Consider the following 23,404-nt stretch of genomic DNA (forward strand, 5'->3'; position numbering starts at 1 on the left):
TTATTCGTACGGTTGAATACAAGTGATTTCGATGCTATAATGATCGCCCGGGTAGGCCAGACACACAGCGCCGTCAACGCCTGGCTCATAGTCGTCGATTATCCTGGCCCCTATGTAATACTTTGTTCCCTCTTTGGCGTTTTCTGGCACAACCACGCCCTCTGCCACCGACACAGGTTGAAGCAAAAACGGACGGACACCACCTGCTTGCTCCGTTCTTAAGGTTTGCAGCCAAAGGTTGCCCCATATGCCTGTGCCGCAAACCACGGAGGTGGCCTCTACCGCCCAGCCGCATTCCTCCGATTCCGAAATGGTGAGTACTTCTTCTTTGTTAGATGCGTTGACTACCCAGGCCTGAAAGCCTTCGATAGGCCGGCTCCCTTTCATTATGTCAACAAGATCAAACGTTAGTTCTTCGGTAGGAAGGGCTTCACACATGTCGTTGTTGCCATCGTGGATCAATGCAAAGTTTGCGACGGCGGGGATGGTTGAGGAGTCAATGGTTCCGTCCCACACTAGTTTGAAATCATGTTTTTTGCAACCGCCAGCATATTGTACGGTTACTTTCAGTAGTGAGTCATTCAGTACAGCTTTTTTGATAACGAATGGGTCGCCAGTCGTTTGCGAGGTGGCAGCAATAAAGGCATTGGCATTGACTTCCCAACTAGTGGCAAATCCCGATGAGGGTGTAACCGGCTCGTTTTGGCAGGAGAATACTGTCAATGAAAAGACGACCACCATTAGACTTAAGACAACAGCTTTCATAGTTCAGGGGGTTTGTGGTAAGAAACCTTTTGCGGCCATTTAGTTGGAAAGCGTGGATGTTTGGCAGACAAAAAAAGGCAAAGGCTCCATCTGTGTAGAGCCTTTGCTTCGATAAGTTGATAGTAAGATTTAGTTCATCATGACAAAGGCACCCCAATAGTAGGGCTCGGCATATTTGGTTCTCAGGGCATTTTGAGCTTTGGCAAACGCCACCTGCTTGTCACCCGACTTCAAAAACTCTTTGTAGAAGTTGACCATCAGCTCCTGGGTGGCTTCGTCGTTTACTTTCCACAAGCTCATGATGATTGACCCGGCTCCGGCAACCTGAAATGCTCTTTGTAGGCCATACACACCTTCGCCGCCTTTGATTTCACCAAGACCTGTTTCGCACGCACTGAGGATGACCATGTCGGTTTGTTCAAGGTTGAGGTTCAGCACTTCGTAGGCAGTAAGGATGCCGTTGTCAGCTGTATTGATCTCTTTGTTTTCGACACTGCCCGTGGTTCCTTCCACACCAGCCAGAAAGAGCCCGGAGCGCAATAGCGGATTCTCTTTGGCCTTGCTGATCTCCACGCCCAGCACCTTGTCACCCTCAGTGCCGGCCACGTCCTGAAGGAAGAAACCATGGGTGGCGATATGAAGAATACGTGGGTTTTTGACCTTGTCTTTCAATAGCGCTTCGGTGGCCTGATCCTGCATGTACACGTCGGCAGTGGTGCCCGAAGTTTTAGCCAATGCGCTGATGGCCTGCACCTCCTTTTGGGTTCCCGGCAGAGGGGAGAGAGTGCTTTTCGATCCGTAGTTGGGGAACCCGACCAGTACAGTGTTTTTCGAACCACTCTTGGCGCTGGCATTTTGGGCCAACTGTCTCGTACTACTCAGCAGCACTATGTCATGTTTGTCTTTCACATAGCTGCCGTCGGTGGCCTTGAGGGTGATCACGTTAATCTGGTTGTACACGCCGTCGAGTGACATATACAATTTTTTGCTGCCTGCAACCTTGCCTGCAATAGGCTTCCAAAATTGCTCGTAGGTGATGGCATCCTCCAGCTTGTTGGTCACCATGTTGCGGTAGGCTTTGGCGTACCTGGTCTCAAGGTCTTTGCCGTTGCTTATCGTGACTAGTTCGGGTGAAGTAGCGCCATTTTTCACGAAGGCAAAGGTGTATTTATTGTTGTCGGTAAACGACTTATGAAATGCCGGGAAGGTAATAATTTCCACCGCCATTTCTCCCGGTTTGAGTTTGGCAGCCACATCGGCAAGTTTGACCGACGGCAGCTTGTTGGCATCGGCGAAGTCGGCGCTCATTTGGTTAAGCTTTCGCTCCAGGCCATTGGCCGACGACTCGAGGGAATCCAGGTTGACCTTCTGCTCTTTCAGTTCATCTTTCGACAGCGAGTAGTAGCTGGCCAGCGACTCCTTCAGGTTTGTCCAGTTGAGGTAGGTGTCAATGAGGGGCTGGTTGCCGCTGTTGAGGATGTTTTGACGAAGCTTCACAGAGCTGCTCAGCAAAATCCCCTTTGTCGATAAATGAGCTTCGTACATCCGGGTGGCCAGCTCCGGCTTTTTGCTGCTGTTTTCTGCTGCGAAATTGTAGAAGGCCAGGAAGGAGGGCCGCACCTTGTCCCAATACTTGCCTTTTTCGTTCTCGCTCATAGCACCGAAATACTTTTCAAGCAGGTTCATATGCTTGGTGAGTAGCGCTCCAAAAGTGGAGTCGGCTTTGTCCGTTTCGCCCTTCTTCCAGCGAGTGATGGCCATGTTTTCCAGCGTGCCCAGGTACTCGGGGTGATTGTTACCAAAGTTTCTTTCGTAGATACCAATCACATCACCGAACGTGGCAACAGCCTTGTCGTACTGATCGGTGAAATAGTAGTATTTACCCAGGTTGCGCAGCGTGGCGGCATAGGCTGGGTGATCTTCTTTCAGCTTCTTTTTGTAAATCTCCACGGCGCTGGTCAGCAAGCCTTCAACCTCATCGGTCCTGCCCAGTTCCATGTATAGCCCCGCTAGCTGGTTTTGAATCTCTGCATAGTCGGGGCTGCTCTTGCCAAAGCGTTTCTCCTTCAGTTCCAATAGCTCTTTGTAAATGGTTTCGGCTTCGGTGTACTTCTTCTGGTTTTGGTAAATAACAGCCAGGTTGATTTTCAGCTTGGTGAAGTCGGTGCCTTTTTCGTTGATGTGCTTAGCGGCCAGTTCAATGCTTTTGTTGAGGCTGCTTACTGCCTGGTCGTTTCTACCCAGCTCGAAACGGAGAATGGCTTCATTATTCAAAGCCACAGCATACTCCATTTGGTCGTCAAATTTGTTTTTGGCCATCAGCCTCAGGCATTCGGCCATGGCTTTCTCGGCTTCGGTGTACTGCCCAAGGTCTTTGTAAAGCACGGCGAGGTTGTTCAGCACCGAAGCCATGGCCTGGCTATTGGGGCTGATTTGCTCTTTGATCAGGGTTTCCGTTTGTTCATAGTAGCTTTTGGCAATGGTGAACTGCCCCTGCGAATGATGCAGGATGGCTAGGTTCATCATGGTCTTGGCCAGGCCGTATTTTTCCAGCAGATTCAGCGATTTGTTGGCAGTGATAACCTCAACTACTTCAAAAAGATTGTTGTCGTTGTAGGCACTGAGAATTTGATCACTCAGGTAGCTGGTGGCCAGGCTGCCTCCGTAGTTTTCGTCGAGCAGGTAGTTCAAGCCACCAAGAAAATTCATTCTTGCACTCCACTTGCTAATGCTTAGGGCAATACTGCCCGACCGGTTGGAATCGAATACTTTTTCCGCTCTTGTCAGCTTCACCACATTGTTGCCGGAGTTGTCGGTGTAATTTTTTGCCCCCACCAAAAAGGCATTTTGATTGTCTTCTCTATTGTCAAAAAAGGACACTTTAGAGCCTTGCGAAATGGCCAGGTTGTAGAAAGTGGTGTCTTTGGTGGTTTGCTTGTCTCTCGGAGAGGATGTGAGTGACTCTGTTAGGTTTTTCTTCAGCTTGTCCATCAGCTGAGCACTGGCCTCAAATGGGAGCAGAGCAGTAAAAAGAATGATAACTAGCGAAAAAATGGATTTAGAAGCGAAGGTTTTCATAAGATCAATGATGGATTCAAAGTCAAAATGATTGATGGAACGGAATAGTTATATTCCGGTTTCAAATATGGCGATTTTTAGAGAGGATTAATAATGATGAAGTCGGTGTTGTTGATGCACAATGGCCGCTAACTAACTCAAAGGCTTCACCATATCATCATCACCGCCGTTCAGATCAAAGCTGCCCACCTTGATAAAACCATTTTTCTCATAGAACCTTCTGGCCCTTGGGTTGCCGTGTTGCACGCCGCCCCAAAGAATGATGTGGGTGGCACCTGCTTTCTTCGCATCATATTCAAGCTCGGTGAACATGGCATTTGCGAGGCCGGTGCCATGGTAGTTTTCGTCTACCGAAGGCGCATAGGTAGCGTACGTAAATTGATCCGTGGCTATGCCGTAGCTCTTCAGCCGAATGTCGTCGTCAGGTAAGATGCCCGGAAGGAGCAGGCAGTAAGCCACACACTTGCCGTCAGCAAAAGCTGCCAGTCTGATGCAGGGATCATCGTCGAGATTTTCGCAGATGGCTTTGACGGTTGCCTCGTCGAAGGGGTGGGGGCCAAACCTTTTGCGGGTGAGGTCAGAAAAGCTGCTAAAGTAGGCAAAGAGGGCAGCAGCATCAGTTGGCTGTATCGGCCTTATGAATACCGCTTCGCCTGAAGGGAGCGTTAGTTTTTTCATCGTGGCTTCTAAAGCGTCTTTACATAATCCAGCGCTAGTTTGGCAAAGGCTGGCCACTTCGTTTCGTAGTCGACCGGCACCCGAATCCAGCCTCCCATGGGCGGGCGTTCTTCCATCGGTTTGAAGACCTCACAACCATCGAGGCTTAAAGCTTCCTTCTGTGCGTCGCCTTCCAGCTTAAACACCATATTGTCCTTCCAGGCCATAAAGGCGGCCTTGCCATTCGGCGCTTTCACGCAGATAGCGCCAAACATCTTGCTCTTCTTGCCGTCGGGCAACGACTCAGCGATCTGATGAAAAAGCTCTTCTGTTCTGGTCATAACACGGAAGGGTAGGTAATAAACTAAAGTAGCAAAAAGACATGCTTTTTGCTACTTTATCTAACGCACCAGGACAAACCCGTTTAAAACAAATTCCGAATTTTACTTTCAACGTTGTTTTTATTACCCCTGTTCCACGCTGGTCGGCACTAAGGCTAAGCAGCTTTGAAATTCTTCTTTCTCCCTTTAGGGCAGGGGTAAAAAAGAAGAATTTCGAGAACGAATAGGTTTAAATGAGTTGCTCTTTTTGAACCCAAAGAAACTACAGACGCTTAAGGCGTCTCGTTTTCTGCCACCAGTTTCTTGCCAAAGCTACTGACGGTTGATACGTTGAAACAGCCCACCACTTTCACGCCTTCCTGAGACGGGATAATATTCGTAGGCACGTTGTCTATCGGTGTGGCAAACAGCTCTCCAAAACCTCCCGGCCGATCTATCTGAATTTTCATCAGGTTAAGAAAATCGAAGGTTGTCTCAGACACGGAATGGATTTCGACATAAATAGAGTCCCCATCCAGATAAGAAGGCAAAAACTTACCAGTGTCGGGATCCTCGTCGCTGCTAAGGTTGATACCTGTGCCGGATCTTACAGGTGTGATAAAGATAAGCCCATCTACCTCCGAACCCCGGCTAAATCCGGCGTCGTAGGCGGTCAGTATTTCAGCTGGTTTGCTGAGGTACTCTCCATTTTTCCATCCCCTGATCCAGTAAGCATTACCTGGTCCCTCCAAATCTCTGGCCCAAACTTCGGCAAACCAGGTAGCAAGAGAGATTTCGTTTTCCGGCTCAAAATTAAATGTGATGCTATCAATTTTTGGTACGCCCTGCGTGATGGAGGTCGAGGTATACTCAATGCCTTCGGCTAAAATGCTAAGTGAATATTCAACACCCGGGAGTCCCAATGAATCATCGCTTAGGGCAGGGTCCCACTCGTACCATCCGTCGGTGTTCGACTCTGTAAACAGGAATACCTTGCCCTGATCGTCGGTGATGCTGACCTGTGCGCCAGAAACCCCCGCAGGCCTGTTCTTGTCAAAGTAGTATTGGGTTTTGGTTACTTTAATCACCTGCGTCTTTTCCTGACTTGTTACAAAGGCGTCTATCGAAACTACTGGCTCACTGTCGGCCAGCTCGGGGTAAATAGTGTCTTCACAGGCCATGATGGAACCAGCCATGAGAAGGAATGCTATATATTTTGTTATTGAGTTCATGATATCAAAACTTGAAGTTGTAAGTGATAGAAGGAAAAATGGAACCAATGATAGCAACACGAATTGCCTCGGTGGGCAGAGGTTCGCCTGCAACCGGCCGGTCTCTCCCCTGAGTGAAATAGATCGAGAATGGATTTCTTCTGTTGTACACATTGTACACAGATAGAACGAATTGATCTGTTACCTTTCTCGGTTTCCCGTTTCTTTTTACTGTTTTTCCATTGAGTGTCGCACCAAGATCGAAGCGGTGGTAATCTGGGATTCTTACATTGTTTCGGCCATTGCCGTAATTGTAAGGCACCACGTAGTCCTGCCACTCAAACCTGTCGGTGGGGAAGGTGGTGGGCGTACCGGTGATGTAGCTGAAGTTGGCTGAAAATGATAGTCTTGGTGTTACATCATAGAAAGCCGCTACTTTCACATTGTGGGTTTGGTCGTAGCGTGTAGCATACCAGTTGTTGTTGTTAATACCATCTACTTTTAGCTCGGTTCTTCCAAGCGTATAGCTTACCCATCCGTTCAATTTCCCTTTCTTTTTCTGAACGTATAGCTCTACGCCGTAGGCCCTTCCTATACCGCTCAACAGATCGCCTTCCAGATAGGGATTGATCAACAAATCGGCACCGTCGATGTAGTCAATCTGGTTTTTGGTTGCACGGTAGTAGGTCTCTACCGACGCTTCAATCATATTGTCGTTGAAGTTGCGGAAGTAACCCAGCGATACCTGCTGGCCTGTTTGCGGCTCAATGTTGTTGGTGCTCGGTGTCCAAACGTCCAGCGGATTGCTGGCTACAGTGTTGGAAATGAGGTGAACATACTGAGCGGTTCTGTTATAGCTACCCTTGATAGAGCTTGTTGGATCTACCAACAGCGAAAAGGAAGCCCTGGGCTCCAGGTTAAAATATGTTTGAATAGTTTCCAGGTTATCCGCCTCCGAAATCGAGGTCACGGTTTTTCTGACGCCTGGCTCAGGTGAGTCGTACTCATAATATTGACCAGGCCCCATATAGCTAAACGACGAGAGGCGAAGGCCATAGTTGACGGTGAGTGCCGGCGACAGTTTCTGTTCGTTACCTGCATACACGGCGCTTTCCATTCCAAATTTTCGATCCAGGCTGATATTGCTCACCTCGCCATTGCTCACACCCAGGGCGTTGGCCGGATCGAACTGATACACTGTTACATCGCCACCAAAGCTCAACTCGTTGTTGGTATTGATGAAGTAGCTGAACTCTGGTTTGAAGTTGAAAGTGGATATTTCTGATGTCCACTCGAACTTATCGATGTCGTTTTCACCAAAGGCCAGAGAGTAGTCGTAGTTGCTGTAGAATGCAGTGAAGTTTGAAAACAGCCTGTCGTTGAACAAATGGTTCCAGCGGATGGTGGCAGTTTTATTGCCCCAGTCAAACCCCTGGCGGGCGTCGAACAAGAACTTATCCCTTCCAAAATAGCCTGAAGCAAATACCCTGTTCTTCTCGTTGATATCGAAGTTGGTTTTCACCGTCAGGTCGTAGAAATAGAGTTGCGCACCGTCGTCCAGCACATCTGTGAATGGCTTGGCCAGCACATCGGCATATGAACGCCTGCCAGCGATGATGAACGACGACTTTTCTTTTTGAATAGGCCCTTCTACCGCCAGGCGGCTGAAAATGGTGCCAATGCCACCAGCCACATCATAAGATTTATTGTTCCCCTCTTTCATCCTTATATCAAGGATAGAGGAGATTCTTCCTCCGTATCGGGAAGGTATGGCGCCTTTGTAAAGCTTTATGTCTTTGACAGCATCGGGATTGAAGACCGAAAAGAAGCCCAGTAAGTGAGAAGAGTTAAACACCGGAGCTTCATCGAGCAGCACCAGGTTTTGACCAACCGAACCGCCACGCACGTTGAAGCCCGAAGCACCTTCGCCAACGGTACTTACGCCCGGTAGCAGCTGTATCGTTTTCAGCACGTCGACCTCACCAGCAAATGCCGGCACTTTGGTGATGGTTTGCATGTCGAGCTTTGCTACGCTCATCTCGATGCTGGTTACATTTTGGTCTTCCCGCTCAGCCGATACCACCACTTCCTGCAGTTGCTGCTGTTCGGATCGGATCTCCACGTCCATTCTCACATTAGCTTTTAGATCTACCGTTTTCACAAGTGTTTCATACCCCACATACCTGTATTCCAGGGTGTAGGTGCCTGGCGGCAGCGTAATGGAATAAAAGCCATAAAAGTTGGTGACAGCACCGTCACCAATTTCTTTCACAAGCACATTGGCACCGAAAAGGTCTTCTCCGTTGGCGGCGTCTTTTACATAGCCGTTGACAGTTACCTTTTCCTGGGCGAATGCGTGTAGTGCACTAAAAATCAGGCAGAGCCCGAGCAATAAAGTTCTTTTCATTGAGTTGTTGAGATTGATCTGAATAAATTCACTTAGCCAGTTACGGTAGTTTAAAGCAGGAGTTGGGAGTTGTTGAAAAAATAGTGAAACAATAACCAGAAACAGTTCGAGTCAGTATTGCTCTTGGGTATAGATTCATTTTACAAGTAATAGTTTAGTCTGCTTAGTAGTAAACTTAAACCATTAGTACCCCTATGTGTTTTGGAATTACTTGAGAAAAAAAATATTAATAGGGCAGAATGAGCTTCTATTTATTCACTTACAACAATGGCAATTCTGTCCCCCTTTGGGCTAACGGCCAGGCGTGTGATGTCCTTCAGTTGGAAAGTGCTGGCAAGGTCAGCGACCTCTGTCCAGGCTTTTGTAGATGGAGACCACATGAAAAGTTTGCTGCCCTGGCCCATAATGATTTTGCCATCGGGCGTCCAGGCCATGTCTTGTGAGTCGGCCATCGCTTCGCAAATCGTTTCAATTTTTCCGGTTTCAGTGTCAAGCGACTGGATCAGCGCCGGCTGGCCTTCCCGGTTTTGCAGAAAGCTGATGAGTTTGCTGCCGGGGATTTTGTGGATAGAGCGGCCAATATTACTGGCGACGATTTTGTTCGTTTTGGCAGACAGGTCAGACACCTGAAGCGTTTGCGGTTCGCCCAGCACAAACGACACCAGCGTGTTGTCATCTCTCCAGGCATGATAGCCGATCACAAGGTCGGGCACTACCATCGTCGGCTCGCCTTTCCTGATGGGAAACTTCCATAGCAGCTGCGTGCCGTCTACCTCTCTGATGCAGGAGATGAATTTGCAGTCGGGTGTGAGCGTAGGAGAGTATTCGTTAGAGGCGTTGTTCGAGAAATTGGTTTTGGTGCCCCTGGCAGGATTGTAGATGAAGATGTCGATCTGTGGAGTGGCGTCCTGAGACACAAAGAAGAGTTCTCCTGTTTTTTGAGAAAAGGAAGGCTGATTGTCGTAACGGCCGGGGTTGGAAGAAACGTTGACGGGGTTGGAAATGCTCATCGCTCCGCCATTGGCTTTCAGCTCGAAAAGGTAAACCTCAGTGGATGGCTGGGCAATGGCTGATAGTGCGAGGAAGGAGGCCGAAATAAAGGAGAGAAGGGCTCGTGTCATGGCTTTAATGGTTAGAGAGGGCAATATAGTACCTGGCGAGATGAGAGCAAGTGAATCCCACAAACCCGGTATTTCAGTAGTTTCGTTTTAAAGTTATTGAATCAAGCCCTTTGATAATAAAGCAGGGTGGCGCCAGCTCCGAAAATCTTTGTTTTCAAAAGTTTAAAAACAGTCCTCTCATTTATTTGATCAAACAGCGGCAGGCCTTTTCCTATGATCACAGGGTGAATGCAGAGCTGGTATTCGTCAATCAAATTAAGATTGGCCAGTGCATCAATCAGGCTTCGGCAGCCAATCAAAATATCTCCTCCGGACTGTTGTTTCAATTTCAAAACCGTTTCCTTCAGAGGCTCATCTGCCAATGTCGCTGTAGCCCACCCGGTGTCTTTCAGGGTGGTAGAGAAAATAATTTTAGGGATCCGGTCAATGACCTTGGCAAAATCGTCCATTGATTGCTCACCCGAAGGCTTTTCCAGCAGCGTTTGCCAGAACTGCATAAGCTCATAGGTTGTCCGGCCGTAGAGTATCACATCTGAGTTGTTGAGCAGGGCAGTATAATGGTCGTGTATTTCTTCGTCGGCTATGCCAGCGGTATGGTCGCAAAACCCATCAATGGTAAGGTTGATTGCTGCAACTACTTTTCTCATATTTTCTTTTTTGTTAATGCGTTTGTGTGTTGCGCTGCCATGACCGCTGTGCTTCGGTAAAATGAGTGAAGGACTTCAACTTAGCTCCGCTTCCACTAGCGGTTGGCCACACCTACCGATAGATAAATTTATACTTTACTTTCTTATTTTGCTTCAAGTTCTTCGGCAAGGCCAATGAGAAGGCCTTCCGTGCCACGTATGTAGCACAGCCGGTAGACATTCTCATACTGCATCACTTCACCAACAAGTTGGGCGTTATGTTTGGTCATCAGTCTGGTCACCAGCTCGTCAAGGTGCACCACTCTGAACATGACCCGCAAATAGCCCAGGGCATTCACCGGGGCAGTTCTGTGGTCGGCGACAGTAGGAGGGGTGATAAACCGTGAAAGCTCAAGTCGGCTGTGCCCGTCGGGCGTAACCATCATTGCAACCTCCACGGACTGATGGCCGAGCCCGGTTACACGCCCTGCCCACTCACCCTCCACCATCATTCGCCCTTCAAGGGTCAGCCCTATTTCACTGAAAAAAGCGATTGCGCTGTCAAGGGACTCTACCACAATGCCGACATTGTGCATTTCCATCAATTTACTTTTCGCCATGGTTTTGTTTTTTTCGAGATGTGTTGTGCTGTTGTTGTAACCTTCCGCTTTTTAGGAACAGTCAACTTTTGGGTGGTACTATTTTCGGGGGCTTACAGATGTGACCGGGCTGACGATCCAGAGGCACACCGGTTGGCTTGATCGCTCATCGGCTCGATTAGCCACTTCTTTCTTAGGCCACGTCGATCTGATGGTTCATCATCTGGATGTTGAAATTCACTTTGGCTCCAAGAGCATTGAAAACTTTCAAAACAGTTTCCAATGTGATGTTACCAGTATTGTTTTCCAACCGTGAAATTTGTGCTTTCTTCACTCCAATAAGTGCACCTAGTTCTTCTTGAGTTAGGTTGCGCTGTTTTCGAGCTTGCTGAATCATATCTCCAACAAGGTCAAGTTTAAGCTCAAACTCGTATTGTTCACGTTCTGGAGTTCCTCGTTTGCCGATTAGTTCGTCTTTTGCTTCACCCAATGTGTATGTTTTCATGACTGCTTACCTTTAAAATACTGTTGTCTAATCCGTTCTGCCTTGTCTATTTCTTTCTTATCCATTTTACTGGTTTTCTTAATTGCTCCATGTGTTGCTAGAACAAGTGTAGCTCCTTTATCAGTTTTGTCCCAAAATGCCAGCAACCGATACTGAAGTCCAGCATACAACGTTCTGAATTCCCAAATTTCTCCTTGCAACTTCTTAAATAGTTTCGGGTCAGTTTTCTGACTTGCTCGTTCAATGTTTTGCAAGATTTTGTTCTTAGACTTCAGGTCCTGCTTTCGCAGGAATTCCATGGCCTCTTCCAGTAAAACTGTCTCAAATCTCTTTATCATTCGACACATTTGTTTAACTGACATAAAGCTATAAAAGTTTCGTTAAATGTAAACTATCGAGGTGTGGGTAGTTGTCAATGGTTGCGCTATGTTTTCGTTGCCGATTGCGAGTTGCTTCGATGTCAGGCCACACTGCTTATGGCATGATTGAAAGAAGCCGGAGCGGAAACGTAAAACCTGATCAGGCATGGAATACCACAGGGACAGGCATATGCCTGGACGGTCCGCCGATGCGGCAGGACTAGAATGGGAGGCTGGGCAGTAGCTCAAATGAGGAACGAATTCATTGACACCGTTGAAAGCAAACATAAGTCGATAAAGCCCTATCCTGGGAGAGATAATTACCCTGTCACGACTGAGAAGAAAAGGATATGAAAGTATGCTCGACCATTACTCAAAATCACAACCGCTTCGGCGGACCGCTAGGATTCAATGAACCCGTTCCACGTCGGGCCGTATACGAGATCGTTCCACGCCGACCGTACGTACGGTGGTGTGAGGTGGACGGCTTAGTCCCGGCGTGGAACGAGGCGCACCGGTGAGCTTAATCGCTCATCTGTCGTCTACTCGATTGTGGGCAGTTATTTATCAAACAGTCCAGATTTTGAGAGCTGCCGGGCTATTTGATGCAGGTTATTGAGTAAAATGTGTCCCTCGCTGTCAAATCCACGAGTGCCAAAATATGCGATGACTAAATCGCGACTTGGCGAAACGTACAACCCCTGTCCGCCACCTCCCTCTTTGAAAAAATCGCCATCGTTCATAACTACATCCCATTGGTAAGTAGAATGTCTTGGAGGCTCACCATCTACTAAATGTTCAGCTGTAATTGGATCATCATAAATGAAAAGATCAATCGGGCCTGCCCTTTTAATAATTTCAGGTCGGCCACCCTGCTGTATTTTCTTTATGTAATCTTCTGGTATAAAATCATAAGGGGCAACTCTACCCGATGGAGTGAACAACAGTCCAAAGCGGGCATGGTCTCTCAAGGTGGCACTGAGTCCTCCCATATACATCCTATCGTTCGAGTTCGGTAAAAACATCAAGGCATCAGATTCTGCACCCATTTTTTGCCATATTCTTTCCTCTATCAGTTGAACGGCCGTTTTATTTGTAATTCGCTCGATGATCCAACCCAGAACCTCGGAGTTGATAGAGAAATATTCATAAATTTGGCCTGACGGCCCTGTCTTTTTCATGGGGGCAAGCTGGGCAGATGGACCGCCCTTGGAATTGTCATTTCCAATCCAGCCATTTTCATTGAAGAATATTTGAGCAAAAAGATTGTCATCAATCCCCATTCCTGAGGTCATGTCCAATACATCAATAATGGGAACTGCTCCCCAATCAGTACCCTCCAGTTCTGTTAAATATGCCGAAACAGGTCTGTGAACATCTATTTTGCCGTCCATCTCTAACAAGGCAATGATGGTAGAAACATAGGGTTTGGTTACTGAAAAACTATGATGCTTGTAGTAATCTTTCATGTGGGGATATTCTTCAAACACAATTTTGCCTTTATGCAAAATAATCATGCCGTCTACTAAAGGACTTTTTACATATTCGTCCAGTGATATCTCTCCTTCTATAGTTTTAGTCACGAATTGCTTCACATCCTCCCTTAAATTGTGACCCAGTTGTCGGATTGCGCCCCGTCGGGCAACAATCTGATGTGGCCAAAATTCAGACATATGTGAATTTATATAACGAGTGAAATCCCCCCCTTTATTCGATTGTTGATGAATGTCAAAATCAGCATGAATGGCTTGAATTTCATCCAAAGTGTAGCCCTTAAATTGTTGAGCCCAAATTAAATAAGGAAAAAGCATTGCAAAAAGAACCGATAGTCGTGATTTCATTTATCGTTTTATAATTAACCACAACGTATGGCGAGTGGGGTTGTTTTATGCACCTCGCTACCCACTTGCACTTAGCCACGCCGATGATAAAATTAAACTATGTGGTGGAGAATCCAAGCCAGCCGACCGATGTTAACCGCTTAAGCCCACATTCATGTTTAGTTTGTTATGTCCTTTTTATTTTTCATTTATAGAACCTTCTCGATTGGCTCCCCTTTAAAGTAGGGCTTCTTCATCCTGTATTTTATCCAGAGAACCGCATACAGTGCTGTGACCCCTACAAACAAGGCCGCATTCAGATAGACACCTTTTGTCATTTCGGGTGAAGGAGAATTATTAATGATCAAGTAGATCATAGCAATAATTCCCATTATTTGAAAAACAGGAAAAAGTGGAGATCGATACGGACGAGATAATTTTGGATATTTTTTTCTCAATATGATAAGATCAACATGCGCCATGATGTAAACCAATAACCACAGGGCCGCAGCAGAAATCATCAAAAGGATCACAACGTTTTGTGAGTTTTGAAAGGCAAGATATACTGAAACGGCGAGACCACATTGGAAAAAGATGCCAAACCAGGGTGTTTTGAATTTCGGATGTACTACTCCGAAAATACCTGGCAGTTGATTGTTTTTGGACATCCCATAAAGCATTCGAGATATAGAGGCGATCCCGGTACTAAAGGAACTGCCTGCTGCAGTAATCACTATGAAAGCCATAATGAACCTTCCACTTTCTCCAAAGATGGATTTGACAAGTAACCAATGTGGAATTTGACTATCAACCAACTCTTTCCCTGGAACTTTGTGATATCCAGCCAGCGCTACTAAACCGTAAATAAGCAATAAAATAAATAAAGTAATAAACATTGCCTTGGGTACATTCTTCTCCGGTTGAATGGTTTCTTCTATCATAGGGCACATGAATTCTATTCCCAGAAAAGCCCACATAGCAAACATCGTAAGGGAAAGTATGTTCCAGTTTATTGAATCCAGATTAGTAAACAAGTTCGCAAAAGGAATGTCCTGCGTTTCTGAACTGCTTACTCCTTTAAATCCTATAATTAAAAGCGCTATAAGCATGGTATATGCTACCAGATTCTGCACTGAAGCAAAAACATCAACCCCTAAAATATTAAGGAAAACGATGATAAGGTAAATCCATAATCCAATTTGCGGAATAGAGCTTGGGTAGAGAAAGCTAAATACAAAATCCAGTAAAAATAAATCAGCAGCTCCTGCAAAAACGGCAAGACTTAAATAGCCTCCAATGGTAACAACAATAGCCGGAAGGTGACCAGCAGCTACTTCGGTATATGTACTGATTCCTCCAGCTTTGGGCATCATAAGTGACAATTCAGAAAACGTAAAAGCATGGCCTAGCGTCAAGGCAAAAGCGATAAGCATAGCAATCAGAAATCCTGTACCACTAATTCCCACTCCTTGTAACAGAGAAACAAAAGCACCCTGTCCAATCACTTGTCCTACGCCTATTGCGATTAACGTAGTCAGTCCAAGCGTTCGTTTAAGTGTGTTGCTCATAGTTTGAGGTTCTTTCATATACAAATAGCTTATTCTCGAATCTCCACAAATTGGATATCGTCTAGCTATCGTGCGTGGGGGTTGATTAACGTACTTCGCTTACCACTCGCACTTAGCCACGCAGAAGATAAAAATAGGCGTTGTGGCGGAGATTCCAAGCCAACTGCACTCAACTAACCTGAACAACCCCCATTCGCTATAGGCATGTGTGTGTGCCCAGTATGGGCATCTGATATCTAAGATAACAAATTATTCCAGAGGGTGTAACCGGCGTGGAACGATTCCTTGTGCACGGATTCGTACCCCGAAGCGCTAGCAAGTCGCAAGCTCGTATGCCGTGAGGCACGGAGTGAAGGAACGGGGCCGCCCGGCGGCGAGTCTGCAAAAACATGGTTCCAACGAACAGGACCGGGTCGGCGGGCGACTGGATACAGAGGCTGTACAAGTCGGATGAGGTACCACACCATACTGACGTCCAAAGGATGGCTTGCCATTTTGGTACTTGTGCAGTAGATCCAGTGGATATTGGGTGAAGGAATATACCCTTATCTGGGGAGATCTCTGACTCCAAAGGTTGGAGCTTGAGAAGTCACGGGGCCGCCCGGCGGCCGAGGCCATAGTACCGATTGGGAAACGAGCCCGGCCGGGATAGGCTCCGAAAGCCGGAGAGGCCTCACAAGACCGGGAAGGACTGGGCGTCCCCGACCGAACATTGAATTGTGTCTCAATTGGGCTAGGAATTGGTCATAGACTGATAGCCTACCCGAAGCGGACCGGGAACATGAAGAAGAAAGATGATAGAAAAAGTACTACAACCTAAAAATCTCTATAAAGCCTACCGTCAAGTGGTAGGGAATAAAGGAGCAGCAGGAGTGGATGGGATGAATGTAAGGGAACTGAAGTCATACATTGACAGAAACCGCCAAACTGTTCTCATCTCAATTCTGAACAGGAAGTATGCTCGACCATTACTCAAAATCACAACCGCTTCGGCGGACCGCTAGGATTCAATGAACCCGTTCCACGTCGGGCCGTATACGAGATCGTTCCACGCCGTACGTACGGTGGTGTGAGGTGGACGGCTTAGTCCCGGCGTGGAACGAGGCTCACCGGTGAGCTTAACCGCTCATCGGCCGTCTAGTCGATTAGCGAGTGTATAAATATCCTTTAGACCTCAACCATTTTTCATGTTGGTCATCGATTTCCCTGCTATGCTTTCCAGGTTCATGACCATCAGACCATTTGCTCATTACTGAATAATCCTCACCTTTAATAATTCTAATTGCAATACTACCAAGGGCTGATGACCATGCATGCATGATTTTTTTTCCAAGTTCTTGTGAAGCAAGACGTGGGGAACCTACATATCCCTGCCAATCAGACTCGCTGCTTAATTGCAGAATATCTTCCCATGACTCATAAGATAACGGCTCTTGTTCCTTATGTCTATCTTTTACCAGATCCGGCACCAGATATAAAGTCAAAGAGGTTTCAAACATGTCGGCATGTACAGCCCACGGATCTTCACTGATTTCTTCCTCTGATTTGAATTTATCATCCTGATACCAATTGATACCCGCAAGGGAAAAGAGGTTGACCATAAATCCATCATAGGTATCATCGAAATATTCACAAGCTTGATCAATCGCCAAACTGTGCTCCTGAGTACCATGAATGTGGATAACCATTATTTTACTGAATCCTTGTTCTCCAAGTTCAGTTGCCAAATTCATGAATATGGCACGCAATACGGAAAATGTAACCGCATATGTTCCAGGATAAATATCCTTGCCACCAACGCCATTGAATCCGGCTGTCCCCAGTGGGACGATTGGAAATATTAATACATTTAAATCCGTGCTGTCTGCAATGATCTGAGCAACGTCCCTGGTTGCTTGCATACTGATGTAACCGTCCGACCAAACCGGTAAATGAGGCCCATGCTCTTCGAGAATACCTCCTTGAAGCAATACCACAGTTTTCTCTTTGTCTAATTGACTGATATCAGCATGAGACATCTCTACCAATGTGTAGATCTTTTCAGAATTCTTAGCCTTCGGTAGAGATTCTGGTGACTTAGGCCCATTGCAAGCTGAACACAGGATAATCAGAATAGTAGTCAGATATATTTCGAACTTCATAATTGGTTATGATTAGGTATGTATAGTCGCTAACCTCAGTAAAGTGAGTGCGTGGAGTTTTATGCAGCTCCGCTTCCACTACATCTTAGCCACGCTGATGATAAATTTATAAAATGTGGCGGGCAATCCAAGCCAACTGTGGTCAGTTTACCGACGAAGGCCCCATTCGCTATAGCCTCGTGTTATCTCTCTCTTCATACTTCTTGTACAACGTCTCAAGATGTCTTCCAAACGAGTCAGCTCTATTCCGAAAATAGCCATAAATGAACTTGACGTAAATCCACTGGAGCTCGCTGTCCAAATGTTTGATCGTCGATTTAGTCCGAACCGCTTCCAGCAAGTCAATTATCAACATTTTCAGTTGCTGATGATCCGAAGTCAATGGTATAAATCCTCTAATTGCTTTCGTCAAATCGTTCAGTATCCGTTGATCGCCAATATAGGGCATGCCCAGTTCTTCGAATGGTTCGAATGCTATTGCTGTTAAGATTACTAGGCAATTTGTTCGCACGTATTCAGCTTCTGGTTCATCGATATTACGCACGTCCAAGTAGTCCCAATAGGGCAGTTTGAACAGAGTTCCGAAGTCCACCGCTCCAGAAAGTTGGTATTCGTCAGCTTGTTGGTCGTAAAATGCGGCTATATCCCGTTTAACCAATGAAAGTTCGTATGGTTCGAGATTTCTTGTAGGCTGTCCGTTTGAATATGCTTTATGAAAGTCCATTCCAGCAATGAGGGATAACGACTAGCTCGTGCGTGGGGGTTTTTAATGCAGTACAGTTCCCGCTAGCACTTAGCCACTCAGCTGATAAAATTATACTTTGTGGCGGACAATCCAAGCGAGCTACCACTTCCTTACTACCGAGCCCCCTATGCATGATAGTCTCCATGTTGTAGCTCTTTTCAGCCTATTGTTAAAGTCACCCTTTTGCCCAGGCCGATTTCCATAAGCTTGTAGAGCGTAGACAGTTGAATGTCACTCTGTCCATTTTCAATTCTGGAGATGAAGCTTTTCTTCGTCCCAGTTCGTTCTGCAAGTTGTTCTTGTGTAAGGTGTGCTTCTTTTCTTGCGTCTCGAATTATCTCGCCAATAGCAAAAGCCTTGGCCTTGATCTCAAAGTTCGCTCGCTCCTTTGTGCCAATTGTACCGTAACGAGCGTCAAGGTGTTCATCGAATGTGGTTATATGCTCTTTCATTTTGATTTACTCTTTAGTTCAAAATATTCGTCCTTGATCATTAGCGCTTTATCTATTTCATTTTTTGGTGTCTTCCGGGATTTCTTCTGAAATCCATTGAACAACACAACTAGGTTGCCCTCATCAAAACAACAAAAGATTCGGTAAATGTTGCTCTGAAATTCTACTCGAATCTCGAACAGGCCGTCAGTCCCGGTCAAGTGCTTAAAAAACTTTGTAGGAATTCTCTCCGCAATTCGAATCAAGAATAGAACCTGATCGATTTTGTCTTTCAGCTTATCACTCAGAGGCTCGAAGAAGTCTCGGAAATGATGCTTGAAGAATACCAGCTGCCGTTTTTGTTGCACGAAGTAAAGTTAACTAATAATGGAACAAAAGAAAAACTAAGGAAGCTTCGAACACGCTGTCTGCGAAGAGCTATTAGCTACATTTGTGCAAACGCTATTGCACTTGTTCTTTATCAAATATAGCCTTCTGTGTCCAAATGATCCAAAGGACTCGGCGCTTTGAGAATATCACTTTGAGCTACATGTGTGTAGATTTCGGTAGCCTCTGAGCTGGAGTGCACCATCAGCATCTGAGTGCACCTGAGATTTGTGACATTTTCCAGTAGGTGCATGCCATAGTTATAAAGATACCTTCCTGCATCAATGGAATGATGCTATCTTTATACACATTTTTTAATCTTTATGAACGCTACTCCCCACCAGCTAACTGCCTCCGATGGTTACCAACTATCGGCAGCGCTGTTCAAAGCTTCGACTCCTTCTAAGGCCTTGGTGGTCATCGCCTCCGCCACAGGTGTGCCCAAGCCCTACTATAGCAAATACGCTGCCTACCTGGCCGAGACGGGCCTCTTCGATGCCCTCACGTTCGACTACCGGGGCATTGGCGAGTCTCTCGAAGGAAAGATCACCGATTGCAAGGCAAAGATGAGCGACTGGGGCCGACTCGACCTGCAGGCGGCGCTATCCTGGGGCTTTGGCAATTATGAAAAAGTCTTCGTGATCGGCCACAGCGTGGCGGGTCAGGTATTGCCGTTGGCTGAGCTTAGCTCCCGAATATCTGCTATCTGGTTCATTGGCTCGCAGTGTGCTGCCAACCGTTTGTGGGATGGTATGCAGAGGCTGCTGGTGGATATCTTCTGGAAAGTATCACTTCCACTGACAACCAAATTGCTGGGCTACATGCCCGGTATAGCCGTTGGTGGCGGCCCGCCATTGCCCAAACACGTGGCCCTGGAATGGAGGAGCTGGGGTTTGCATCCGCAGGGCATCTGGAAGGACGATAAGGCCGTGAAAGCAAAGTTCGAAGCACTCACTATGCCTATTCATTTTGTTGGCGTGCACGACGACCACATGATGGCGCCCCCAAGGGCTGTTAAGTTTTTGCAGGCCCAATACTCAAATGCCCAAACAACCCATGAACAATTGAATCCATCGGATTTTGGCTTGAAGGAGATCGGGCATTTTGGGTTTTTCAGAAGCCGGTTCAATGACAAGCTCTGGCACCTGCCAGCCGACTTTTTTCGGCCTTACCTTTAGCTGAGCACACCCAGCTTTTGCAGGTCTTCCCGAAGCTGTGCGGAGCTTTTGAAATGAATCCCCGTTACACCAAGCTGTTTTGATGCTTCCACGTTGTCGTGGTTGTCGTCGATGAAAATGGCCCTCTCCGGATTTACACTGTACCGATCGAAAACGATCTGGTAGATGTCGTGGAAAGGTTTACGGGTCTTTTCCACGCCGCTTACCACTATGCCCTCAAACCAGTGCAGAAAAGGAAACGTCTCCATGGCATGTGGCCAGCTTTCTGCCGACCAGTTGGTTAGGGCATAGAGCCTGTAGTCTGTCTTGTTTTTGATGTGGTCAAGTATCTCAACGGTTTCCTGAATCGCCCCATTGAAGCTTTCCGTAAATCTTCCGTAGTAGGCCCTGATGGGTTCTTCCCACTCGGGATGTTTGGCCACGAGCAGCTCTGTTGCATCGGCAAAGGATCGTCCGCCGTCCTGCTCTATGTTCCAGGCACTGGTGCAAATGTTGTCAAGAAACCAGGTGACTTCCGCCTCTGTTTTAAAAATCTTTCGGTAGAGGTAACGTGGGTTCCAGTCGATGAGCACGCCGCCCAGATCAAAAATAATGGTGTCGATTTGTGGCATAGTATAAGCGCTTGTTGATGCTATTTAGTTAAAAATATTTTACTCTTCAATTCCCTGAGTCGGGGTTCGATGTTGTTAAGTTAACAGCATTTTCACCCTTAATCCCTGAAGGGGCCTGCTAACGACAATTCGCTCGCCCTTTAGGGGGCCCGGCTTAGGGTTTGGGGTAAAAATGAAATTGGGACACTTGAACCTCTTAACTTAACAACATTGAACCGGGCCTATACCGGCTAATAGACATAGTTATCTCACCCTTTGACTTGAGCAATGCAGGTGTCGGCACGGCCATCGCCATCCAGCAAGCCGTGTCCGACCGCTGACGGAAGCCGTCAGACACCGGTTTACAAAACCCTGTGCGGCAACAATCCGGCGGCCGACGGTTCTCTTCGCTAAGGCCTGTGCTACCGTACCGACGCCTGCCAGTTTGGTACATCTGCTGACCATTTGCATAGAAAGTGACTTTTAATACAGCAACTTTTGTTTCAAATAGCCATTTTGCGATAGCAAGACATATTTAACTAAAACCGTAAGCGTCAAATGGAATTATCCCTGGATATTTCGAGAAGTGCCATGCTTCAATATTTGCAGGACAAGAATTGGATGGAGCCTTATGAAGAGGTTTTGAGACTGGAAAAGCCCGGCGAAGGCAATATGAACGTAGTGGTGAGGGTGGTAGGAGACACCAGGAATCTTATCCTAAAGCAGTCCAGGGCTTTTGTAAACAAATACCCGCAAATTCCGGCGCCTATTGAACGCATTGGCGTGGAACGGCAGTTTTATACCCTGGCGGCCTCCCTGCCGGAACTGAGGAAATACCTGCCCTGGGTAGTCGGTTTCGATGCGAAAAGCCACCTCATGGTGCTGGAGGATCTCGGAAAAGGAGCTGACTATACTTTCATTTATAAGAAGGAACAGCCGATGGCCGCTGAAGATTTGTCGGCCGCTGTTGAGTTTCTGAAGGTGCTGCATGCGCAAAAATTCGATAGTGAAACGGTAAGGGCCTTTCCCGATAACCTGGCGCTGCGAAAACTGAATCACGAGCACCTTTTTGTGTACCCCTACATGGAGGACAACGGCTTCGATTTGGATACCATACAGCCGGGCCTTCAGGCATTGGCGATGACTTACAAGACCGATTCAGCATTGAAGCAAAAAGTATTGGCGCTTGGTGAGGTGTACCTGTCGGCTGGCAGCACCTTGCTGCACGGCGACTACTACCCGGGCAGCTGGCTCCGGGTCAATGCCCGCTTTAAGGTCATCGATCCGGAGTTTTGTTTCTTTGGCCCTGCTGAGTACGATCTGGGCGTGATGCTGGCACATCTGCGCATGGCGCAGCAGCCGGAAGCCGACATTGAAAAAGTGGTGGAGCAATACGGAGGAGAGATCAATTCCGGGTTTGTCGGACAAATTGAAGGAATGGAAATACTGCGGAGGATTATTGGTCTGGCACAGCTTCCGCTGGAATTGACATTGGAAGAAAAAGAAGCGCTGCTCAAGCTGGCCGCTAAAAAGATAACATCAAATGCATAAGATAAAACATATTGCTTCGACTGTCTTGTTGGCCCTGGTGATTGGGCTCCTCGCCTGCCGGCAGAACAGCGAAAACAGAGCGCCGACTTTCCCGTCACCGGCGGCGCCGTCTTCGCAGGTCTCAGCCGATTGGCCAAAAGGGCTGACGAAAGAGCAGTACTACGACAAAGTGCTGGGCATGCTGGTCGGCTCTGCTATTGGCGACGCCATGGGAGCCCCAACAGAAATGTGGCACCGAAGCGGTATTCAGGCTCAGTTCGGTTTTGTCGACAGCCTCGATGCGGTAACCCGGGAAGGCTCACCGGAAGGGCCATGGGAGGACAACCTGGCTGCCGGCGGCACTACCGACGACACCCGCTGGAAGCTGCTGATAGGTAATTACCTTATCACTCAGCGAGGCAGCGATTCGCTGGATGCAAAGGCTTTTGCCAACCACATCATCAGTCTGTACAAAGCAGAAATGCAGCAGGTAAAAGAAATAGATGCATTTGGGCCTGAAGCAATGGAGCGGCAGCTGATGCACATGACCTGGCTGCAGGAGTGGGCCAAGGTAGCCAAACCATTTGCTGATGACCACCTGCAAGGCTACAGCTATGCCGTGAACAAGTTCTATGGAGGAGAAATGGCTTGCGCAGGCATGCTCTACTCACCTTCGATTGGCGGCTTTTACCCGGGTCAGCCCCAAAAAGCATACACAGAAGCTTACCGACTTGGTTTCTTCGATCACGGCTATGCCAGAGATATTACGGGGCTTACTGCGGCCTACGTAGCAAAAGCTATGGAACCGGGCGTAAAGCCAGAGCAAATAGCTTTGATCACAAGAGAAGTTGACCCACTGCGCTATTTCAACAGCCGACTGATTGGACGACTAGCCTACGCCAGTTATACTGCTTCCAAAGAGATTGCTTACAAAGCCAAAGGTCTGACAGAAAAGGATGTTGACCCGGCGTTGAGGGTGCCTAAAAACTTTAAGGGCAGCAGGCTGGAATATGCGCAGCTTGCCAAAGCCTATGAGCTGATGGATGCCTGGCTTCAGGACATTCCGTTCCACGCCGGGGAAATCCACTTCATCAACCTGATGGCGCTGGAGTATTCAGAAGGAGATTTTCAGAAAGCGATGGAGTTTGTGGTGAACTACGGCCGGGACAATGATACAGTGGCTGCCATCACAGGGGCCATCCTCGGTGCTTATTGGGGGTATAGCGGTTTGCCTAAAGGCTTGAAAGAAAAGTCATTAAAAGCGACGAAGGAGCTAGTGGGGATTGACCTGGAAGACCTGGCAAGGAAAACGACTGAAGCGGCTTACAGGGGGGACTAGTTTCAGCTAATTTTGCCAGTATACAAA

Annotated in this window: 21 protein-coding genes; 3 read left to right on the forward strand and 18 right to left on the reverse strand. The window is 47.2% G+C overall.

Annotated features, from left to right (window positions below):
• The 17 genes from RT717_RS05585 to RT717_RS05665 form a co-directional block, all read right to left on the reverse strand.
• Positions 1-765 carry a hypothetical protein gene (locus tag RT717_RS05585; RefSeq protein WP_317490750.1) on the reverse strand — a complete coding sequence of 255 codons (765 nt, stop codon included), beginning with the start codon at positions 763-765 and terminating at the stop codon, positions 1-3.
• Positions 766-894: 129 nt separating this feature from the next.
• The gene (locus RT717_RS05590; protein WP_317490751.1) at positions 895-3,843 is read right to left on the reverse strand and encodes a CHAT domain-containing protein; all 2,949 of its coding nucleotides are present in this window, start codon (positions 3,841-3,843) and stop codon (positions 895-897) included.
• Positions 3,844-3,975: 132 nt separating this feature from the next.
• Positions 3,976-4,521, reverse strand: coding sequence for a GNAT family N-acetyltransferase (locus tag RT717_RS05595; RefSeq protein WP_317490752.1), 546 nt, complete (start codon positions 4,519-4,521; stop codon positions 3,976-3,978).
• An 8-nt stretch (positions 4,522-4,529) separates the two neighbouring features.
• Positions 4,530-4,841: a hypothetical protein gene (locus RT717_RS05600; RefSeq protein ID WP_317490753.1), complete on the reverse strand. Its 312-nt coding sequence runs from the start codon at positions 4,839-4,841 to the stop codon at positions 4,530-4,532.
• A 272-nt stretch (positions 4,842-5,113) separates the two neighbouring features.
• Positions 5,114-6,052 carry a DUF4249 domain-containing protein gene (locus RT717_RS05605; RefSeq protein ID WP_317490754.1) on the reverse strand — a complete coding sequence of 313 codons (939 nt, stop codon included), beginning with the start codon at positions 6,050-6,052 and terminating at the stop codon, positions 5,114-5,116.
• A 4-nt stretch (positions 6,053-6,056) separates the two neighbouring features.
• A complete protein-coding gene (locus RT717_RS05610; protein ID WP_317490755.1) occupies positions 6,057-8,438 on the reverse strand; it encodes a TonB-dependent receptor in 2,382 nt (793 codons plus the stop codon).
• A 251-nt stretch (positions 8,439-8,689) separates the two neighbouring features.
• Positions 8,690-9,559: a TolB-like translocation protein gene (locus tag RT717_RS05615; protein ID WP_317490756.1), complete on the reverse strand. Its 870-nt coding sequence runs from the start codon at positions 9,557-9,559 to the stop codon at positions 8,690-8,692.
• A gap of 101 nt (positions 9,560-9,660) precedes the next feature.
• Complete coding sequence (locus RT717_RS05620; protein ID WP_317490757.1) at positions 9,661-10,206, reverse strand: dihydrofolate reductase family protein; 546 nt, start codon at positions 10,204-10,206, stop codon at positions 9,661-9,663.
• A 143-nt stretch (positions 10,207-10,349) separates the two neighbouring features.
• Complete coding sequence (locus RT717_RS05625) at positions 10,350-10,805, reverse strand: VOC family protein (protein WP_317490758.1); 456 nt, start codon at positions 10,803-10,805, stop codon at positions 10,350-10,352.
• Positions 10,806-10,977: 172 nt separating this feature from the next.
• Positions 10,978-11,289: a helix-turn-helix domain-containing protein gene (locus RT717_RS05630; protein ID WP_317490759.1), complete on the reverse strand. Its 312-nt coding sequence runs from the start codon at positions 11,287-11,289 to the stop codon at positions 10,978-10,980.
• Complete coding sequence (locus RT717_RS05635) at positions 11,286-11,627, reverse strand: type II toxin-antitoxin system RelE/ParE family toxin (protein WP_317490760.1); 342 nt, start codon at positions 11,625-11,627, stop codon at positions 11,286-11,288. The genes RT717_RS05630 and RT717_RS05635 overlap by 4 nt, the downstream gene beginning before the upstream one ends.
• A 581-nt stretch (positions 11,628-12,208) precedes the next feature.
• On the reverse strand, positions 12,209-13,489 hold the full coding sequence (locus RT717_RS05640; RefSeq protein ID WP_317490761.1) for a serine hydrolase domain-containing protein: 1,281 nt from the start codon (positions 13,487-13,489) through the stop codon (positions 12,209-12,211).
• 188 nt (positions 13,490-13,677) lie between these two features.
• Positions 13,678-15,054, reverse strand: a complete 1,377-nt coding sequence (locus RT717_RS05645) for an APC family permease (protein WP_317490762.1) — start codon at positions 15,052-15,054, stop codon at positions 13,678-13,680.
• Between the two features lie 1,127 nt (positions 15,055-16,181).
• Entirely contained in the window at positions 16,182-17,177 is a 996-nt protein-coding gene (locus RT717_RS05650; protein ID WP_317490763.1) for a creatininase family protein, read from the reverse strand.
• A gap of 169 nt (positions 17,178-17,346) precedes the next feature.
• Positions 17,347-17,835 (reverse strand): hypothetical protein, encoded by a 489-nt coding sequence (locus RT717_RS05655; RefSeq protein ID WP_317490764.1) that lies wholly within the window; start codon positions 17,833-17,835, stop codon positions 17,347-17,349.
• A gap of 245 nt (positions 17,836-18,080) precedes the next feature.
• On the reverse strand, positions 18,081-18,374 hold the full coding sequence (locus RT717_RS05660; protein ID WP_317490765.1) for a helix-turn-helix domain-containing protein: 294 nt from the start codon (positions 18,372-18,374) through the stop codon (positions 18,081-18,083).
• Positions 18,371-18,721, reverse strand: coding sequence for a type II toxin-antitoxin system RelE/ParE family toxin (locus RT717_RS05665; RefSeq protein WP_317490766.1), 351 nt, complete (start codon positions 18,719-18,721; stop codon positions 18,371-18,373). The genes RT717_RS05660 and RT717_RS05665 overlap by 4 nt, the downstream gene beginning before the upstream one ends.
• A 342-nt stretch (positions 18,722-19,063) precedes the next feature.
• Between RT717_RS05665 and RT717_RS05670 the strand changes: the two genes are divergently transcribed.
• Positions 19,064-19,918, forward strand: coding sequence for an alpha/beta hydrolase family protein (locus RT717_RS05670; RefSeq protein WP_317490767.1), 855 nt, complete (start codon positions 19,064-19,066; stop codon positions 19,916-19,918).
• Here the strand turns inward: RT717_RS05670 and RT717_RS05675 are convergent.
• On the reverse strand, positions 19,915-20,529 hold the full coding sequence (locus tag RT717_RS05675) for an HAD family hydrolase (protein WP_317490768.1): 615 nt from the start codon (positions 20,527-20,529) through the stop codon (positions 19,915-19,917). The genes RT717_RS05670 and RT717_RS05675 overlap by 4 nt on opposite strands.
• Before the next feature lie 537 nt (positions 20,530-21,066).
• On the opposite strand from RT717_RS05675, the gene RT717_RS05680 reads away from it, so the two are divergent.
• Both RT717_RS05680 and RT717_RS05685 read left to right on the forward strand, forming a co-directional pair.
• Complete coding sequence (locus RT717_RS05680; protein WP_317490769.1) at positions 21,067-22,059, forward strand: phosphotransferase; 993 nt, start codon at positions 21,067-21,069, stop codon at positions 22,057-22,059.
• Positions 22,052-23,377, forward strand: a complete 1,326-nt coding sequence (locus RT717_RS05685) for an ADP-ribosylglycohydrolase family protein (RefSeq protein WP_317490770.1) — start codon at positions 22,052-22,054, stop codon at positions 23,375-23,377. The genes RT717_RS05680 and RT717_RS05685 overlap by 8 nt, the downstream gene beginning before the upstream one ends.
• Positions 23,378-23,404: the final 27 nt, after the last annotated feature.

The organism is Imperialibacter roseus (assembly GCF_032999765.1).
GTDB lineage: Bacteria > Bacteroidota > Bacteroidia > Cytophagales > Cyclobacteriaceae > Imperialibacter > Imperialibacter roseus.

Bases quoted from the DNA above. Each gene is read 5' to 3' on its own strand.
- RT717_RS05645 (WP_317490762.1), bottom strand. From the start codon at position 15,054: ATGAAAGAACCTCAAACTATGAGCAACACACTTAAACGAACGCTTGGA.
- RT717_RS05605 (WP_317490754.1), bottom strand. From the start codon at position 6,052: ATGAACTCAATAACAAAATATATAGCATTCCTTCTCATGGCTGGTTCC.
- RT717_RS05585 (WP_317490750.1), bottom strand. From the start codon at position 765: ATGAAAGCTGTTGTCTTAAGTCTAATGGTGGTCGTCTTTTCATTGACA.
- RT717_RS05675 (WP_317490768.1), bottom strand. From the start codon at position 20,529: ATGCCACAAATCGACACCATTATTTTTGATCTGGGCGGCGTGCTCATC.
- RT717_RS05590 (WP_317490751.1), bottom strand. From the start codon at position 3,843: ATGAAAACCTTCGCTTCTAAATCCATTTTTTCGCTAGTTATCATTCTT.
- RT717_RS05650 (WP_317490763.1), bottom strand. From the start codon at position 17,177: ATGAAGTTCGAAATATATCTGACTACTATTCTGATTATCCTGTGTTCA.
- RT717_RS05640 (WP_317490761.1), bottom strand. From the start codon at position 13,489: ATGAAATCACGACTATCGGTTCTTTTTGCAATGCTTTTTCCTTATTTA.
- RT717_RS05680 (WP_317490769.1), top strand. From the start codon at position 21,067: ATGGAATTATCCCTGGATATTTCGAGAAGTGCCATGCTTCAATATTTG.
- RT717_RS05630 (WP_317490759.1), bottom strand. From the start codon at position 11,289: ATGAAAACATACACATTGGGTGAAGCAAAAGACGAACTAATCGGCAAA.
- RT717_RS05625 (WP_317490758.1), bottom strand. From the start codon at position 10,805: ATGGCGAAAAGTAAATTGATGGAAATGCACAATGTCGGCATTGTGGTA.
- RT717_RS05615 (WP_317490756.1), bottom strand. From the start codon at position 9,559: ATGACACGAGCCCTTCTCTCCTTTATTTCGGCCTCCTTCCTCGCACTA.
- RT717_RS05635 (WP_317490760.1), bottom strand. From the start codon at position 11,627: ATGATAAAGAGATTTGAGACAGTTTTACTGGAAGAGGCCATGGAATTC.
- RT717_RS05610 (WP_317490755.1), bottom strand. From the start codon at position 8,438: ATGAAAAGAACTTTATTGCTCGGGCTCTGCCTGATTTTTAGTGCACTA.
- RT717_RS05660 (WP_317490765.1), bottom strand. From the start codon at position 18,374: ATGAAAGAGCATATAACCACATTCGATGAACACCTTGACGCTCGTTAC.
- RT717_RS05670 (WP_317490767.1), top strand. From the start codon at position 19,064: ATGAACGCTACTCCCCACCAGCTAACTGCCTCCGATGGTTACCAACTA.
- RT717_RS05595 (WP_317490752.1), bottom strand. From the start codon at position 4,521: ATGAAAAAACTAACGCTCCCTTCAGGCGAAGCGGTATTCATAAGGCCG.
- RT717_RS05685 (WP_317490770.1), top strand. From the start codon at position 22,052: ATGCATAAGATAAAACATATTGCTTCGACTGTCTTGTTGGCCCTGGTG.
- RT717_RS05600 (WP_317490753.1), bottom strand. From the start codon at position 4,841: ATGACCAGAACAGAAGAGCTTTTTCATCAGATCGCTGAGTCGTTGCCC.
- RT717_RS05620 (WP_317490757.1), bottom strand. From the start codon at position 10,206: ATGAGAAAAGTAGTTGCAGCAATCAACCTTACCATTGATGGGTTTTGC.